The sequence below is a fragment of the Anaerohalosphaera lusitana genome, assembly GCF_002007645.1.
Lineage (GTDB): Bacteria > Planctomycetota > Phycisphaerae > Sedimentisphaerales > Anaerohalosphaeraceae > Anaerohalosphaera > Anaerohalosphaera lusitana.
The window spans coordinates 3,565,020-3,580,836 of the sequence record NZ_CP019791.1 but is presented as its reverse complement, the minus strand read 5'-3'; the positions used below and the strand labels follow the sequence as shown (position 1 = coordinate 3,580,836).

Genomic DNA, 15,817 nt, shown 5'->3' with positions numbered 1-15,817 from the left:
TCGCAGATATGTGAACCAGCCGGCCTCAAACGGGCCGACCATATCATTCGACGAGTTCGGACCGCTGGAGATTCGTCCTCAGCCAGGCCGGAATTACTGTCATACCGACCATCCCAAGAGGCTGCCTGCGACCTATACCCGCAAACACGGCGTTCAGCACTGGCTGGCGTTTTACGATGTCCATCAGAAAAAGCTCTGGGGATATGTTCGGCCACGCAAGCGGCATCAGGAGTTCTTGGAAGTTTTGAAACTGACCAGGAAAAAGTATCCTGCGAACCAGCGGATCCATCTGATACTGGACAATTTCTCGCCGCACCGCAAGGACAAGGTTCTGCGGTACTGTCGCGAGAACAATATTCATCTGATCTGGACGCCGACCAACGCATCATGGCTAAATCCTATCGAATGTCAGTTTACCCATGTTAAGGAATTCGTCATACGCGGAACTAATTATCAAAACCACAATGAGCTTAAAATCGCTCTGAATAGATACGTAGCATATCGCAATAAAAAAAATCAGCAAAAGTTAAACTTAGATAATTGAAACGGCACTAGTCTGAAGGTGAGAATGATGTCGGAACACGTTGACTATCTTGAAGAAGAACGTAAAAAAATATGGCAAGCAATTACAGATTTGCGAAAGACCTCTGAGGCTATCGAACAAAGCATAGCAACTCTTGACAATGAGGTGAATAAAAAGACATCTGATTATGAAGCTGATGCGAAAAGGTCGGCGAAACAGGCTGCTTATAACAGAACTCGTACAAAAACCATTCTCCAAGAAGCAAATGATCTCCAATTGAGGTTAAATGAGCTTTTCGAGGACATTAATCGTTTTCAAGAATCTATTCCTGAAATTAATAGTCTTTATGTTTCAGTCAAAGAAAAAAGTTCTAAAGTCGACCAAATCCGGGAAAGTATACAGAAGCAGTCCGATCTGCTTGAACAAAAGCATGGTCAAGCGAAGTCAGACTTAGAAGAACTAACTAACAATATCAAAAAAGCACAGGAAGCATATGAAAACATTGAAAAAGCCGAAACAGATGTACAAGAATTATATAAAAAAATTACAATAGCACATAGCCAAGCAGCAAAAAGGAATATTGCAATCAAGGACATCCATCGCGAGGTTTTTGGTTATTCTTATGAAGATGAAGAAACAGGTGAAAGCAAGATAGTTGAAGGTACGAAAGATGCCTTGGAAAATGCTTATGACATTTTAGAACGCAAACGCGAAGAACTTGCTTATGAATTAGATGAGTTGAGGAATAAAACGTCCGAAAAATACGAAGAATTACTTTCGGTCGAATTGGAGAAGGGTGAGCGGTTAAGGGCTAAAATCCGTGGTTTACTACCTGATGCAATGACTGCGGGCCTTAGTCATGCTTATGAGCGGAAGAGAAAAGAGGAAGAGGTGCATCTTGGTAAAGCAAGATCATTGTTTAATTGGTCCATCTTTTTTCTCTCAGCTACAGCTGTTATTCCGGTAGTAATAGGCATTGTTTTTTTGGGTAATGACAAATCACTGGAGGAAGTGATTTTGAAGATACCGCGGATTGTTGTTGGGATACTACCGATATACATACCTCTTTTCTGGCTTGCAATGGCTGCTAACAAGAGCGTTAAGTTATCAAAGAGATTGATTGAAGAATATTCACATAAGGAAGCCTTGAGTAAAACATTTGAAGGTCTATCTAAGCAAGTTGATGCCTTGGACGATGATAATTCTAAAGAATTACGTGCGCGGCTTCTCTATAATATTATAAGCGCGAGTTCGGAGAATCCAGGTAATCTTATAAAAGACTTTAGTAAAAGCGACAACCCGATATTTGATGTTTTTGATAAGAGTGCCGCTTTAAGTGAGTCACTGAAAAAACTTTCTTTTATACCGGGGATTGAAGTTGTATTGCAGAAGATTAACAAAGAACAAAAGCAAGCAGAAGAAGAAGCTGAAAAAACATTGGAACAATCGATTCTAACTGCCGATGAGCTTGAGGAAGAGCCTGAAGAAGCATAAATGTTGGGGGGGGGTTAGAAACCATGACAGCCTGATACCCCGGGGTCGAATATTTTATACGCGCCCCAGTACGAGCTCGTCGCAGTGACTGCACTTACAATATTTCCTGATCATTTAACGCAACCACCAGCCGCATAATTTCACGGTCCGCCGAGAATGGACCCAGCGGAAAGTTCGTCGGAGGCGCGGCTGTTAAATTCTGCGGCGGCTCAACGGATGCTCCACTTTATGCTGTAATGAACCAGCAGCTTACACAGCGATAGAATAGCGATTTACTCCCGCAAGTTGTGGTACCTTTATTCATTGCACTATATAACAGCCCTCTAAGCTCCAGTACATACCTTCATGTCACACAAGATAGACCCCCGCAGCACTACGTAATACTTGCAACAAAAATGTCCCCATTCCCCCAAAAATCTTTGCAATTACCCTTTAATGCAGTTAATATCCTTTAGATCAGCAAACAAGAAGGGTACAGAATGCCCGTTCTGTGTGTCCAGGTGGTGTTGACACGACCCGGCAGGCGAAATATTCGATAACTGCTATGATTACGCTGCCAAAACAGCAAAAATTATGCTGCGAGTGAAGAAAAACCGTAACGAATCCCCACGAAAAGGTCTATTACTATGGCTGCACCGGAAAAAAAGCAGGAAATTGCAGAACTGGTATCCAGGGCTCAAGACGGCTGCCAGGACAGTCTAGGTACGCTCTGCGAAAAGTACCAGAACGAGCTCAGCAGCTACATCTACAGGCTGACGCTCGACAAGGACCTGACCGAGGACATACTGCAGGAAACCATGATGCAGCTTTGCAGATCCCTGAATGATCTGCGCGACGCGAACAGTATAAAGGCCTGGCTCTACAAGACCGCCTGGGGCAAGGCCATGAACCATTACAGGTCGAACAAGAAACACTCGTCAATGTCGATCGATCAGAACAATCTGACAAACGCTTTAGAGAACAAGCGGATCGAAGCGCTCAAGACGCTTATAAGCAAGGAGATCGCCGAAACGCTGGTGGATTCCATCGCGGATCTGGACGTCAAACAGCGCAGCGTACTGACCCTGCGCTGCTACGAAAACCTCTCCTACGAGCAAATAGCGTCGATAATGAATTGCTCCGAAACAGCAGCACGAGTGCAGTTCTACCGCGCCAAATGCTCACTGAAACGCAGACTGCACCGTAAGGGCGTAACCACCGTGCCGATGTTCCTGGCACTGCTGGGTCTGTTCGGCCAGATTACCTCGCCTACGCAGGCGGCGACTAGGGTTTCAGCCGAATCGCTGAAGGTCGGCGCGCTGGGTACAACCGTCGGATGGAGCATGAGCAAGGTCGGCGCATGCATACTGATGATGATCGCCTCGGTCGCGGTTGTCGGCGGTGCGTTTTTTGTAAATGGCGCCGCAGTCTCAGGTTACGGCAGCGCACCGGATACGCAGATCAAGAGCTTCCATTTCATAAAGCATGCCTGGAAAGAGGCTTACATTCCCACAGCCAACCTGCGAGTCGGTCGAAGCCTGAGCAAAGGCGCATACGAACAGTGGTTTTACTTCCCGGAAGGTATCGAAGGGCCGATGTTCAAGATGATGCAGCGGTGGGATCCCCAGGTGGAGAACAAGCTGTGCAGTTGGCTGCTGGACGAAGACGGACAGCGGTATTATCATTCGGGCCAGAATACAATTTATGTTATGAATAATCCGCTCGCAAAGCGCAATACTGCACGTTTTCCGAGCGATAGTGAGGATTTCTGTGCATTTCTGGAGAGCATGGAGGGTGAGGAAAAGGGCGTTGAGTACATCCGCGATGCTAAGACCGGACTTTTGAAGGAAATAATCGATCACAGGTTCATAAATGCACCTGATTTCGTGTCCGGTATTGAAACGAACAGCTTTGATGAGACTGAATTCGGCGATTTTAAGTATAAATGGCACAGGGATGCGAAAGTTGTGGATGAGCGGGATGCGATCCATCAGCAGGGGTGGACGGTGTATGAAATTTCGGGGAAAATAAACGGCCAGGAGGTGTACGGGCGGTGCCGGATACCGTTCGTTTTCGGTACGCGGGGAGAGCATCCGCCGATGCTAAACCTTGCTGTGGGCGACAGTTACCGCGTTCTGGACTCGCCGGAAGGTGCATACGTGGTAAATACGGATAACGAGGTGATCACGTCATATCCGGCAGGGAGCTTTTTCAAGGGTTTGATCCGGCCTTGGTATGGTTTGCACACGATCGATCTGGTGAGGCGGGAGGCGGCGAAACTGTGGATTCCGTTCAGTGTTGAGAACTATGAGTATGATGGATACCGGCATCTCAAGCGGATCGTGAAATTGCATAACTGTCCGGAATATAACGACTTAGCGGTAAGTTTCACTATCGATATAGACGCCAACGAGATAAGCAGGATAGAATTCGAGGGTGAGGCGGGCACTGAGGTAGGGGTGCTGGAGTTTGATTACCCGACTGTGCCGGGCGAGATCACGGAGGAAGTGGAGATGCCGGTGGTGGATAAAACGTGGTTTTCGAAGCGCGAGCCGAGGGGGATATTGTGGCTGTTTGACATGGCTAAGGGGAGTCTGGACGATTAATAGCAGGGCGGTTGTGTGTGATGCAAGTTAAGTTATATAAAGGCTTTACGCTCATTGAGCTGCTGGTGGTTATCTCGATAATCGGGGCGCTGACGGCGATGATGTTTCCGGTTTTGGGGATGTGCAAGAACAGTGCGCGGATGGCGGTTTGCAGGAGCAATCTGAGGCAGCTTGTGATCGCGAATAAGGGGTATGCGGAGGATAATGACGGGTATTCCGTACCCGGTGGTCTGAATATTACGACTGAAAATCTGCAGCGGTGGTATGGTTCGCGGGAGTCGAAATATGACGAATTCGACCCGGAGAAGGGGTTGCTGACACCGTACCTGGAAAGCGCGCAACTTGAGTGCCCGCAGAAGGTTAGGTATATGGAGGTGGAGCCGGTACACGAAAAATATGAGGGTGCGAACGGGGGGTACGGGTATAATTTTGTGTACCTGGGATCGCGGATATGGAAATCGGGGTATGGAAATCCGGATTCGAGCAACAGCACGCAGTTGGGGCGGGTGAAACGGCCGGGGCAGACGCTGATATTTACGGATACGGCGATGGTGAGCAGGGAGGAAAATGGGGAGGGTTTGATGCGGTATGCGTTCATAGAGCCTTATATGTTCGTGATTTACGGCGAGGCGACGCCTACGTGGGTGCCGGATCCGTCGATGCATTTTCGGCATGGCGGGCGGGTTTGTGCGGCGTGGGTGGACGGGCATGTGGACGTTCGCAAGTCGTCCGGGTATGATGGGGAGAATTATGACGGGTGTCGGCCGGGTCGGTACGATCTGGGGTGGTTTGAGCCTTTGGACAATTCTTTGATCGATCTGGATTAGTGTCGCGGGGAGAGTGGGTTTTGGGCGTGAAACGGGGGTTTGGGCGGTTTGGAGGGGTGGATTCTGTCATTTTGCGAGGGTTTTCGGGGCGGGGATATGTAAACTTAGAGGGTCGGCGGGGTTTGTTATTGGTGTTTTGGGTGTGAAAATGGGGTGTGTTTTTGCCCTGGAAAAAGTGCAGGTGAAAAGTTGGGCAAAAGTAGGGAAAAGCAGGAAGAAATGGGGTAAAAGTTGGAAAAGTTGGGGTGAAAGTGGGGTGGAAATTTCTGGGTGTTCGATGTCGTGTAAGGGGCGGATTGCTCGGTATATTGCACCACTGAGGACACGAAGGAGCACGAAGAGATTTTTAGAAGAGGGGGGGGTATGAGAATAAGGAGGTCGCTTTGCGACTTTGTTTTGTGCTGGGTTCCCGACTGAGGCAGAGGAAAAACAAGATGTTTTTGCCTGTTATGTTCGAGCCGGGTTTTTGTGCGTTTGAGATTGCCACGCGGCTGCGCCGCTCGCAATGACAACATTTCTAGTGGCGTGTGTCCAAATTCGTGTTGGGCCACCGCAGAATTTCACAGCCGCGCCTCCGAACTTTCCGTTGGGTCCATTCTCAGCGGACTATGAAATTATGCGGCTGGTGGGTGCGGTAGATGGTCGGGGGTGTTGATTCGTTGGTTTGGTTGGCTGAAGTTTTGTGATGATCTTTTTGTTTGGGCTTGACAGTTTGGGGTGTGGGGGTGGATTTCAACCATGGTGCTGCTGAGCGTGGCGAAACACGCATCGGAGGCCTAAGTTGTTGTTAATACATCATTTATATGCACTAAAAAGGTGGCTGACGCCTTTCTAGTTAAACCCTGCCGTACAGAATGAATAGTTATTTTGGCGGTATTGTGGAATTGCATAAAGTAAAATATTGCATTTATACGTGCTTAGTGATAAAATTACCCCTACAAATAATTCAAGTCATATTTTTCGGAGAGGACGAGACCATGAGTAAACACACATTTCTTTCAGTTGTAACTTCATTGTTTTTGCTAACCACGTCAACACATGCAACAACTCTTGTGGTTGATAAGACAGGAAGAGGCGACTACACCAGCATACAAGATGCTATCAACAATGCTAGCGATGGCGACGTAGTTGAGGTGATGCCGGAAACATATTATGAGCAGATTAATTTTTATGGCCGTGCCATTACAGTTACCGGCACCAACCCCGATGATATGGGTACTGTCTATGGAACGGTGATTAACGGCGGGACTGCGGGCGTTAATACTGTTACCTTCGACAGTGGTGAAGATAGGGACAGTATTTTACAGGGAATAACTATTGAGAATGGTGAAAGAGGCATTTACTGTTATTATTCTGACCCGCTGATAAGAAAATGTGTAATACGCTATGCAAAAAATAATGAGGCCGCAGGCATTCAAGGTTCGTCTGCCTCTCCTACTATTGAGAACTGTGAAGTAAGAGAAAACGCTGGGTACGGAATTTCCTGGTGCCAAGGTACAATAGAAAATTGCTCAATTGTAGAAAATAGTTCAGGTGGAATAAGTGATTGCCATGGCTTAATACGCGATTGCGATATAAGTTTCAATGGGTCTAGAGGTTTAATAGACTGTGATGGAGAGATAAATAATTGTTCAGTCAATCAGAATGCTCTTTACGGTCTTAGTGACTGTAACGGACAAATTCGAAACTGTGAAATTACACAAAACCGCGACCAAGGGCTTAACTACTGCCGAACCGCTGAAGTTGTGAATTGTCTGGTAACTGGTAACGAAGGCAATGGTTTTTATGAATTTAGTGGGCAGATAAAAAACTGCACAATTGTCGGCAATCAGTATCATGGTATAAGCATGACGACCTCAAACGATTACGGGCCTGCGACGATTGCAAACTGCATAATTACAAATAATGGTAGTTACGGTATTAGTAATCGTTATCCAGAGCGATGTCCTACGACTTTGAAATTCAATAATATTTGGGCCAATGGCTTGGGTAACTACAATGGTTTGAAGCCGGGGGCTACAGATACCCACCATGACCCACTTTTTGCGGTGGCAGGCTATTGGGATGAAAATTCATGGCTTGAAGGCGATTACCATTTACAGTCTGAAGCAGGTCGATGGACTGAAAACGGCTGGGTAAATGATTCAGTCACAAGTTCCTGTGTTGATGCTGGCGACCCTTCCGGCGGTTTCTATTCAGAACCGGAACCAAATGGCGACAGAATAAACCAAGGCGCTTACGGCGGCACTGAACTTGCAAGTAAATCACCGTTCGGAGTTGACCCGTGGTGTACCGAATTTCTGGCTGGCGACCTGAACGACGACTGCCAAGTTGATTTTACGGACCTTGCCGTACTTGCAGCGGACTGGATGAAGTGTAATTTGGAACCGGCCTCAGCATGCTGGCAGTAGTTCCTGTTCACTACAGCCTGTTTTATCTCTTCCTCGGCCTGCCTATTCCCTGCTTGATTCTTAGCATGATAAATGCAAAATATTGACAGTTTAACTTGATTTAGTGTATGTTGTCCCACTTTCAAGTTTGATTGGGGTTGTGGCCGATAATAGGGGGTGTGGTGGTGTTGTTTTGCGGGTTTTTTTGTTTTTTTGCCCGTTTGGCGGTGCTGCTTTGGTTTTTTGGTTGGCTGGGCCGGTTTTTGGGGTTTGGTCGCGTGTTTCGTCGTTGTATTCGTTTTAGCTTTAATTTCTGGTTTTGACAGGGACGTCTTATATGTCGGGTGAACGGTCGCGGGTATTGGCTGGGAGTGAGAAGCGGGCCGGGGGTGTGGAGGTGTTTCTGGATCCTGCGAAGCGTGAGGAGCTTATGCGTGCGCGGATGCGGGCGCGGGCTGCATGGGTGGAGGCTCAGCAGGAGAAGCTGGAGGCGAAGACTCGCGAGGTGGAGGGGCTGCGGGGTGAGCTTGCGGCGGTTCGGCGTAAGGCGGATGAGGATCGGGTTGCGCATGCGGGGGAGGTGAAGCGGCTGGAGGAGAAGGTCTGCCGGGCGGAGCTGGATCGGCGGTCGATCGAGGAGCAGATGGCGGGGAAGGATGAGCAGATCGGGCGGTTGACGAAGGAGAAGGAATCGGCGTTGTTTATCGGTCGGCAGAAGGCGGATGGGCTGGGAGAGCGGGTGGAGGAGCTGGAGGCGAAGCTGAAGCGGGCCGAGGAGGCGAATGCTCGGCTTGCGGCGGAGAATGACGGGCTGCGGGGTCGGCTTGGTGCGTGGGAGCGGGAGATCGAGAAGGCGGGTGAGGCAGAGCGTGAGAAGGACGGGGAGATCGAGGAGCTTCGCGGCAGGGTTGCGGAGCTGGCGGGGGAGGTTATGGAGCTGGAGAGGGCGGACGAAGATAGCAGGGGGCGGATCGCGGAGCTGGAGAGGGCAGCGGAGGAACGCGGGGCGGAGTGTGAGCGGCTGCGGGCGGAGCTTGCGGAGGTTTGCGGGCAGGAGGGCGAGGCTGAGGTTGCGCTGGGCGCGTGCCAGGGTATGCTGGAGGCGCTGAGCGGGAAGGTTGGGTTTACGCTGGCGGTGGTGGATGTGGTGAGCGGTCGGCGTGCGTGGGTCGGGCAGGATCTGGAGGGGTTGCTGGGGTATGCGAAGGGACAGTTTGCGCATGTGAGCCCGGAGCTGATGGAGTGCGTTATTCATCCGCATGACGCTGATGCGGCGGGGAGTGTGTCGGGGGTGGATTGGGCGGATGTGCCGGCGGAGAGGGCGTATCGACTGAAAGGGGCGGACGGCAGGTGGCGGTGGTTCGGTGAGCTGCTGTATCCGTTTGCGTATGGGTCGGGGGGCGGTGTGGTGCAGGCGCTTAGTGTGCAGTTTGAGTGTGCCGGTTAGGGTGGTAAATATCGTGGAGGGGTGTTTTGCTTGTTATGGGTGAGCCGGGTTTTTAGTGCGTTTGAGGTTGCCACGTCGCTGCGCTCCTCGCAATGACAATGTTTTTTGGGGTGCGTGCGGTTATTTTATTATGGCCATGGACGTGGTGGCGGTTTTGGGCGTTCATTGGTGTTGGGTTCGTGCATGCGCGCCCGCCGTGTTCTCTGGGCCCCGGCTCGGAGGCCGGGGTGACAATCTTTTTGTTGGGTTGGGATTCCCGCGTCGATACACTGGTCGCAATGACATTGTTTTTTGGGGTTGTGTGTGGTGCTGGGTTAGTTTGTGGTGGTTAGCCAGTTGTTTGCTAGTGCGGAGAAGTCGCGGTAGTCTATGTAGCCGTCGGGGGGTGTTGGTGCGAGGTCCGCGGCGGGGTTGTAGTATGTTCCGTTTTCGACGGCGAGCCAGCTTGCGGCGAAGGTCTGGAGGTCGAGGATGTTTACCTGGCCGTCACCGCCTGCGGGGGCGATGTCGCCGGTGAGGGCGGGGGTGTCGATGAATTCGTATTCGAGTACGGGGTCGTCCTGTAGGAAGAGTCCGCCGCCACGGAGTACGAGGTTGCAGTCTGTGAAGAGGTTCATGCCGATGATGCCGTCGAGTGTGCCGCCTTCGGGTGATGCGATGTCGATGAGGACGACGGGGACGTTGGTTGCCTGGAACCAGTTGCCGAGTGCGGGGATGTCGAGGGTGTCGATGTAGAATCCGGGCTCCATTGATATGTCGCCGGTGACGCCCTGGATCTCGACTTCGAATTCGGGTGAGGCGGGGTCGAGGCCGAGGCGGGCGGCTACGCGTGAGCCGATGACGGTGACCTGTGCGCCGGTGTCGAGCATGAAGCGGTCGCGGTCGAGAGCGTTGTATGTGCCTTCGGTGAGGTCGACGCTGTGGACGAAGAAGAGGCTCTGGGAGGCGTTGCCGGTGATGATGGAGGGTGCGGTCGGTGAGAAGTCGGGGTTGAGGAGGTCGTCGCCGAGGCCCGTGGTGATGTATGAGACGTTGATGCCGCCGAGGGGGCGGAGTTCGAGGGGGATGGTGTTTGGGTAGGTCGGGATGTCGGGGTGGCCGTGGTTGCGGAGCTGGATGTCGGGGCCGGTGTATGTTTGTGCGTTGTAGTTGCGGGAGACGGTGATGTCGTTGCGGATGGAGGTTTCGAAGAAGACGGACATTGGTGAACCGATGGCGGTTGGGAGGTCGGGGCGGCCGATGGGTTCGGTGCCTACCATGATGGAGGTGTTTGTTTCGCCGACGAGTTTGGAGGTGTCGTAGGTTGCGCCGTTGGGGTCGATGGCGTCGAGGCCTGCGATGTAGACGCCGAGGGGCTGGCTGATGAGAGCGTCGACGGAGCCGGTGACGCCGCTGATGACGGTGTAGTTGTCGGTGAGGTGTGTGCCGGTGATGCCGAGGGTTGTGCTGGAGTCGTAGCCGAAGACGTGGGCGGATGCACCGGTGTCGAAGAGGCCTACGACGTATGTGTCGGGGCTGCCGGAGAGGAATGTGCCGGCGATGGAGTTTCGCGGGGTGGCTTCGAGTTCGAGTTCGTCTTTGCGTTTGTCGGTGGCGGTTACCATGATCCAGGGTACGAAGCCGTCGACGGGGGGTGAGTCAACGACGTTTACGGTGACTGCGGTACCGGTGGATGGGGCGGTGTAGGTCTGGTCGGTCGCGGTGTAGGTGTCGTCGGTTGTGCGGTCCTGTTTGCGGCGCTGGGCGCGGGTCGGGATCTGTTTGTCGGCGGGGTGGTGGATTGCCTTGATGGTGCGGCCGGTGCCTGCGCGGAGGTTGACGTCGGTTCTTTTCCAGTCCTTGCGGGCGGCGAATGTTGTTGCTGAGAGGAGGAGCAGGGTCAGGAGGAGGGTTTTAATCGCTTTCATCGCCCGGTCCGAGTATTGGTATTTGCACATATGTTCATCCCCTTGCCGAATTTGTACTTATATTGGCCGGTCAAGTGCCGGTTTTACTCAGATATTCATTATAGGACTTTGGGGCGGCAAAAGCAAGGTGTTGGGGCCGTGGTCGGAGCTGGGCAGTCTGTGTCGGGTTCTGCGCGGCTGGTGGTGGTTGGAGCGTATTCGGTTTAGTCGAGAGCTTTTGCTGGCAGGAGGAGGATGAATTTCGCTCCTTCGCCCGGTTCGGATTCGATCTCGATGGTGCCGTTGTGTTTGTCGACGACCTGTTTGACTATTGCCATGCCGAGTCCGGTGCCGAACTTGTTTTTGCCTGACTCGAAGGGCGTGAAGATGCGTTTTTTGGTTTCTTCGGTCATGCCGGGCCCGTTGTCTGCGACGCTGAGTTCGACTAGTTCTTCGGTTTTACGGTACTTTGTTTCGACGTTTACGACGCCGGTATTTTCATCGATGATGTCGACGGCGTTGAGGATGAGGTTGAGGGCCATTTCATGGATGCGTTCGCTGTCGAGTTCGACGGTCGGGATGTCCTGGTCGACGCGGATGTTGAGTCGGAATTTTTTCTGTTTGAGCTGGGAGTTGAGCGATTCGATCGCGCCCTGGATGACGCGGTTGAATTCGCATGGGCCGGTTTCAATTTTGCGGTCCTTGCTGTAGTCGAGCATGTCGAGCATGAATTTGCGCATACGTTCGAGGTTTGGTTTGAGGATCTGCCAGCTTCGGACGACTCGGTGTATCTGGTTGGTACGGAGGCCGAAATCGATGACCTCGGAGGCACCGGTGACCATCTGGAGGATGTTTTTGACGGAGTGGGAGAGGTGCAGGGTCGCTTTGCCGGCGGCGGCGAGTCGTTTTTTTGCTGCGTTGTCGAGGACGAGGCCCAGTTGGGTGCCGAGGAATTCGAGGAAGGTTTTCTGGGTGTCGGTGAAGGTTTTCTCGGTTGTGCTGTCGACGTAGAGTATGCCGTAGGAGGTTTCGGCGGTTTTGAGGACTATGGCTGCTGCTGCGAGGGTGTTGTATCGCTGGAAGTCGGGGTCGCCTATGTAGCTTGTGCTGTGGGGAGCGTCTTCGGTGATTATGTTGGTTTCGTTGGTGGCTGCGTTTTCGACCATGGCGGCGCTTGGCGTGAAGTTTTCATCTTTCTGCTTCATACGCGCGATGTCGGGCATTTTGCCTTTGGCACTTTTCATTATGAAATAGCAGTTTTCGAAGCCGAGGAATTCTTGAATGCGTGTACGGGCGGTATCGAGGAAATCGTCCATGTTGTCATTGTTGAGGTTATCGGGGCAGAGGTCGCGGATGAGATCGAGGCATTCCATCGGATCGATCTGACTTTGCGGCTGGTCAGTCTGACTTTGATCGACAAGGGTTTTTTCGGCCGAATCTTGCATTTGCATGTCTCTCTCAAATATTTGCAATTTATTCGTAATATGCGCGTTGGCGCCGTCTAAATACTCTATCGAGTGTTAGGCAGGGGGGCTTAACTTAGGTCCGGTTTGAGGCGGTATATTGCGGGTTGGGCAAGTTTAATTTGGTTTTCATTGCAGTGATGGTCCCATAAGTGAGTTGCAGGTTAGGAATTTTTCTTATCTGGCGGGTGCTTACGAGTTTTGAGGGGCTTTAGTTGTTAAGTGAGGGGGCGGGTGGGACGATATCGCCTGCGGTAACTTGTGGTCTCATTGAAATAAGGGAATCGATGCTAAAGCAGGATTCGTTAATAGAATATTTGCTTGAAGAGAGGATTCTCCTGCCTGAGAAGGTTGAGGAGATACTATCTTACTGTGATCAGTCGGGTCAGAGTCTGCTGAGCTATCTGAAGTCTAACGGCATACTCGATGCGGATCAGCTTACGCGGGCAGTTGCGGCGGGCAACAGTATCGAGTTTATCGATCTTAGGCCGGACATGATAGACGAGATGGCGGCGAAGCTGGTGCCTGCTGAGCTGGCAAGGCAGTATAATCTGATACCGGTTCGGATGGAGAAGAACCGGCTGTACCTGGCGATGAGTGCTCCGCTGAATCTTGCGGTGCGTGATCTTATCACGACGAAGACGGGGTATAAGGTTGTTCCGGTGGCTGCGACGGAGGAGGCTGTCCGGCAGGCGGTGAATTGTCACTTCAACCTGGAGTCGGTGACGAAGCAGGACATCGTCGCGATGCGACTGAAGGGTTCGGGTACGGAGAAGAGCAAGAAGAAGGGGACGAGGCATTCGGAGGTTGCCGATGCGCCGATCGTTCGTCTGGTGGATTCGATAATTACGGGCGGGATCGAAGCGAGGGCGAGTGATATTCATATCGAGCCCCAGGAGCCGGACATGCGTGTGAGGTATCGTGTGGACGGTATGCTGGTGGAGGCGCTGAATGTGCCTGCGTCGGCTCAGTTGGAGGTCGTGTCACATATAAAGGTTCTGGCGGAGATGGACATTTCGGAAAAGCGTCTTCCCCAGGACGGGCATATTGCGATACAGCACAGGGACAAGGATTACGATCTGCGTGTTGCTTCACTGCCTGCTACGGGCGGTGAGAAGGTGGTTATAAGGATACTCGATGCGAGTACGGGTTTGATACCGCTGGATACGATCGCGCCGCAGGAGGATGATTATAAGAGGTTCAAGTCGCTGATCAGCAATCCGTATGGAATGATGCTGCTTACGGGGCCGACGGGAAGCGGTAAGACGACTACGCTGTATTCGCTGCTTCAGGAGCTAAATACGCCTGAGCGGAACATAATTACGGTAGAGGATCCGGTCGAGTACAGACTGGGCGGGATTACGCAGGTACAGATCAAGCCTGACATCGGACTGGATTTCGCGAAATGTCTGCGGAACATACTGAGGCAGGACCCGGATATTATTCTGATCGGTGAGATACGTGACTTTGAGACGGCTGAGATAGCGGTTTCGGCTGCGTTGACCGGGCATCTTGTACTGAGTACGCTGCATACGAATGATGCGGTGGGTGCGATATCGAGGCTGGTGAGTCTTGGGATACCGCCTTTCCAGGTTGCTTCTTCGCTGCTCGGTGTGGTTGCTCAGCGGCTTGTGAGGAAGGTCTGTGATAAGTGCAGTGAGCCGGCTGCGGCCCAGAGTCATGAGATCGCGATGCTCGATCATGACGGCAGCGGTGATGTGCCGGAGGTTTACAAACCAACAGGCTGTGAGGTCTGCAAGAATATCGGCTATCGAGGCAGGCAGGGGATCTATGAGATACTCAGTGTGTCGCACGCGATCAAGGAGATGATCGTTGACGGAAAGTCGAATGAGCGGATCGCGGAAAGGGCGATAGATGAGGGGATGAAGACCTTGCGGACGCAGGGAATTATTCACGCGATGGAGGGGCGTACAACCCTGGAAGAATTGAGTCGTGTTGTTGATATGAGAGAAGCCTGATGGCTACATTTGAATACAAAGCTAAAGATGAGAGCGGCAGCGTTTTCTCGGGCGTTTATACGGACGTTGAGAATACGAACGAGCTGCGGAGCGGGCTTGAGAAGATGGGCTTTGATCTGGTCAAGGCGAAGAAAGTCAAATCCGCTTCGGGCAATAAGAAGCTGAAGATCAAAACGACTGAGATCGTTTCGTTCGCTTATGAGTTTGCAGGGATGTATCAGGCGGGGCTGTCTGTCATGCGATGTCTGCAGACTTTCGAGGAACAGACGGAGAATGAGGATTTCAAGTCGGTGATCGCGGATATCAGACACAACATCGAAACGGGAGCTACGCTGAGGCAGGCTTTCGGGAAGTACAATTATGTGTTTTCGGACTTTTTCTGCGGTATGCTGGATTCGGGTGAGAGCAGCGGTAAGCTGGCGGAGTCGCTTGAGATGGCGGCGGTTTACCTGGATAAGCAGAATGAGCTCAAGGGCAAGGTTAAGCAGGCGCTGACGTATCCGGTCGTGGTTTGTGTGATGTGTTTGCTGATCGTTACGGCGCTGGTGATATTCGTTATTCCGGTGTTCCAGAAGTTGTACAGCCAGCTTCATATTACGCTGCCTATGCCGACGCAGGTGCTGATCACGCTGAGTAATATAACGCGAAACTACTGGTTTATCGCGCTGCCTGTGTGTCTGGCGGTAGGGTACGGGGTGCCGAAGTTGTGCAAGATGCCTTCGCTGCGGGGCAAGATCGACATGCTGAAATTGAAGCTGCCGGTTGTGGGCCAGCTCAACAGGATGCTGCTGGTTAGCCGGTACGTGCGGACGTTCGCGATGATGTCGGCGTCTGGTGTTCCGATAATCCAATCACTGGAGCTTGCGAGGGAGGTTGCTGGCAATTCGTCGGTGGATCCTATTACGGACGCTCTGCAGGAGAGGATACAGACGGGCGGTTCGGTGTCGGCAGCGATGTCGGAGTACGATCTGTTCCCGCCTGTGATAGTGCAGCTTGCGGGTGCGGGTGAGGAGGCTGGTGTGCTGCCTGAGATGCTTATAAAGGGCGTTGAGTTCTATGACAGGAAGATCGAGAAGACGATCAAGTCGGTTCTGGTTAAGATAGAGCCCGCGTTGTCGGTGCTTCTGGGTTTGATCGTGGGATCGATAATGCTGGGGGTATATTTGCCGATGTTCGATTACATGGGGCAGGTGAAATAATCGGTAAAAATACGGGAAAATTAG

10 protein-coding genes are annotated in these 15,817 nt (G+C 51.9%); 8 read left to right on the top strand and 2 right to left on the bottom strand.

The features are described 5' to 3' along the window. Positions 1–10: 10 nt before the first annotated feature. The 6 genes from STSP2_RS18135 (at position 11) to STSP2_RS14385 (ending at position 9,266) form a co-directional block, all read left to right on the top strand. Positions 11–544: a transposase gene (locus STSP2_RS18135; RefSeq protein WP_169852969.1), complete on the top strand. Its 534-nt coding sequence runs from the start codon at positions 11–13 to the stop codon at positions 542–544. A 24-nt stretch (positions 545–568) separates the two neighbouring features. Then, on the top strand, positions 569–2,017 hold the full coding sequence (locus tag STSP2_RS14405; RefSeq protein ID WP_146663438.1) for a coiled-coil domain-containing protein: 1,449 nt from the start codon (positions 569–571) through the stop codon (positions 2,015–2,017). Between the two features lie 626 nt (positions 2,018–2,643). Beyond that, on the top strand, positions 2,644–4,602 hold the full coding sequence (locus tag STSP2_RS14400; protein ID WP_146663437.1) for an RNA polymerase sigma factor: 1,959 nt from the start codon (positions 2,644–2,646) through the stop codon (positions 4,600–4,602). Between the two features lie 20 nt (positions 4,603–4,622). Next, entirely contained in the window at positions 4,623–5,429 is an 807-nt protein-coding gene (locus tag STSP2_RS14395) for a type II secretion system protein (RefSeq protein WP_146663436.1), read from the top strand. 977 nt (positions 5,430–6,406) lie between these two features. Next, a complete protein-coding gene (locus STSP2_RS14390; RefSeq protein WP_169853243.1) occupies positions 6,407–7,840 on the top strand; it encodes a right-handed parallel beta-helix repeat-containing protein in 1,434 nt (477 codons plus the stop codon). A gap of 316 nt (positions 7,841–8,156) precedes the next feature. Next, a complete protein-coding gene (locus STSP2_RS14385; protein WP_146663434.1) occupies positions 8,157–9,266 on the top strand; it encodes a hypothetical protein in 1,110 nt (369 codons plus the stop codon). Positions 9,267–9,580: 314 nt separating this feature from the next. Here the strand turns inward: STSP2_RS14385 and STSP2_RS14380 are convergent, their stop codons facing one another. Then, positions 9,581–11,173 carry a retropepsin-like aspartic protease gene (locus tag STSP2_RS14380; protein WP_146663433.1) on the bottom strand — a complete coding sequence of 531 codons (1,593 nt, stop codon included), beginning with the start codon at positions 11,171–11,173 and terminating at the stop codon, positions 9,581–9,583. Positions 11,174–11,376: 203 nt separating this feature from the next. Then, positions 11,377–12,597: a GAF domain-containing sensor histidine kinase gene (locus STSP2_RS14375; protein ID WP_169853242.1), complete on the bottom strand. Its 1,221-nt coding sequence runs from the start codon at positions 12,595–12,597 to the stop codon at positions 11,377–11,379. 305 nt (positions 12,598–12,902) lie between these two features. On the opposite strand from STSP2_RS14375, the gene STSP2_RS14370 reads away from it, so the two are divergent. Continuing rightward, positions 12,903–14,594 (top strand): GspE/PulE family protein, encoded by a 1,692-nt coding sequence (locus STSP2_RS14370; RefSeq protein WP_146663431.1) that lies wholly within the window; start codon positions 12,903–12,905, stop codon positions 14,592–14,594. Then, positions 14,594–15,793 (top strand): type II secretion system F family protein, encoded by a 1,200-nt coding sequence (locus tag STSP2_RS14365; protein ID WP_146663430.1) that lies wholly within the window; start codon positions 14,594–14,596, stop codon positions 15,791–15,793. Before STSP2_RS14370 ends, STSP2_RS14365 begins: the two co-directional genes overlap by 1 nt. Positions 15,794–15,817 lie beyond the last annotated feature (24 nt).

Excerpts from the sequence above, each read along its gene's own strand:
- STSP2_RS14405 (WP_146663438.1), top strand. The coding sequence starts at position 569 with ATGATGTCGGAACACGTTGACTATCTTGAAGAAGAACGTAAAAAAATA.
- STSP2_RS14400 (WP_146663437.1), top strand. The coding sequence starts at position 2,644 with ATGGCTGCACCGGAAAAAAAGCAGGAAATTGCAGAACTGGTATCCAGG.
- STSP2_RS14395 (WP_146663436.1), top strand. The coding sequence starts at position 4,623 with ATGCAAGTTAAGTTATATAAAGGCTTTACGCTCATTGAGCTGCTGGTG.
- STSP2_RS14390 (WP_169853243.1), top strand. The coding sequence starts at position 6,407 with ATGAGTAAACACACATTTCTTTCAGTTGTAACTTCATTGTTTTTGCTA.
- STSP2_RS14385 (WP_146663434.1), top strand. The coding sequence starts at position 8,157 with ATGTCGGGTGAACGGTCGCGGGTATTGGCTGGGAGTGAGAAGCGGGCC.
- STSP2_RS14380 (WP_146663433.1), bottom strand. The coding sequence starts at position 11,173 with ATGAAAGCGATTAAAACCCTCCTCCTGACCCTGCTCCTCCTCTCAGCA.
- STSP2_RS14375 (WP_169853242.1), bottom strand. The coding sequence starts at position 12,597 with ATGCAAGATTCGGCCGAAAAAACCCTTGTCGATCAAAGTCAGACTGAC.
- STSP2_RS14370 (WP_146663431.1), top strand. The coding sequence starts at position 12,903 with ATGCTAAAGCAGGATTCGTTAATAGAATATTTGCTTGAAGAGAGGATT.
- STSP2_RS14365 (WP_146663430.1), top strand. The coding sequence starts at position 14,594 with ATGGCTACATTTGAATACAAAGCTAAAGATGAGAGCGGCAGCGTTTTC.